We start from the raw sequence: 1,343 nt of genomic DNA on the forward strand, positions 1-1,343 counted from the left end.
ATCAGCACTTGCGTCGAGGTCACCGAGCCGGCCGTGAACTGCTTGCGGACCAGCTCCAGGCTCTGGTTCGTCGCATTGACCGCTGCGTCGGCGGCGGCCACCGCCCTGGCGTCGGCCTGCAGCGCTCGCAGCGCGTCGGCGACGTTCTGGAAGGCGGTGATCACCGTGGCGCGGTACTGCGCCTGCGCCTGGGTCAAGCCTTCCTCGGCGGCCCGCTGGCGTCGGAACAGGGTGCCGGCATCGAAGATCGGTGCCGTCGCCTGGCCGACGATCGTGAAGAACGAGGCGGCCGGGTTGGTAATCTGGGTTATTTGCGTCGCGCTCGATCCGCCCGTGGCCGTCAGCGTGAACTGGGGCAGGCGGTTGGCGACCGCGACGCCGACGCTGGCGCTCGCCTGCTGCACCATGGCTTCCGCCGCCTTGACGTCGGGGCGCTGCTGCACGGGCCGCGAGGGCAGGCTCACCGGAAGCCGGGTCGGCAGCCTCAATGCCGAGAGACGGAAGGTCTCCGGGACCTCGTCGGAGGGCAGACGCCCGGCGAGTGCGGTGAGCAGGTTGCGCTGCTGCGCGAGCGCCTTCTCCAGCGGTGGCAGCAGCTGCTGCGACAGGGCGAGCGCCGCCTGCTGCTGCACCACGTCGGCCCCGGCGATCTGCCCGAGCGACAGCTGCTTGTTGTACAGCTGCAGCACCTCGATCTGCGCCTGGATCACTTTCTGCGTCGCATCGATCTGCGCGCGCAGGGATGCCTCCTGGATGGCGGCGGCGACGACGTTGGCGGTCAGACTTAGATAGGCCGCCTCCAGCTGAAAGCGCTGGTTCTCGGTGGCGGCGTCCAGCGACTCGATCTGCCGCCGGTTCCCGCCCAACACGTCTGGATTGTACGAGACCACCGCCTGCGGGGTAAACAGGCTGTAGAGGTACTGGGTCTGGTTCTGCAGCGGCGATTGCAGGTCGAGGCCCGGGGCCTGGATGCCTTCGGCCTGAGGCGTCGCGGTCAGGCTCGGATAGAGCGTGCCCTTCTGGGCGAGCGCGTTCTGCTGCGCTACCCGCAGGGAGGCCTGCGCGGCCTCCAGCGTCGGGTTGTTGGCCAGCGCCTGCTCGACGAGGCGGTTGAGTGCCTTGGAATGGAACAGCGTCCACCACTGGCCGGGGATGTCGGCGCCCGAGGCGAAGCTCTGGTCGGCCGAGCCGCCTTGCCGGGTGCGAATCTTGTCGGCGGCCGACGGGTTCTTCAGCGGCTCCCTGGTGTAGCGGCTGACCGGCGGATCCTCCGGCGGCATGAAGTTCGGCCCCACCGCGCAGGCGGCGACGCTCCAAGCCAGCAGTATGACGCCGCCATACCG

1 protein-coding gene is annotated in these 1,343 nt (G+C 69.4%); it reads right to left on the bottom strand.

Annotation, left to right across the window (positions count from 1 at the left end):
* The coding region (locus tag ACU8YC_RS24895; RefSeq protein ID WP_446895944.1) for an efflux transporter outer membrane subunit at window positions 1-1,343 on the bottom strand (1,343 nt) is incomplete at both ends.

The organism is Citrobacter sp. VF227, from assembly GCF_052950715.1.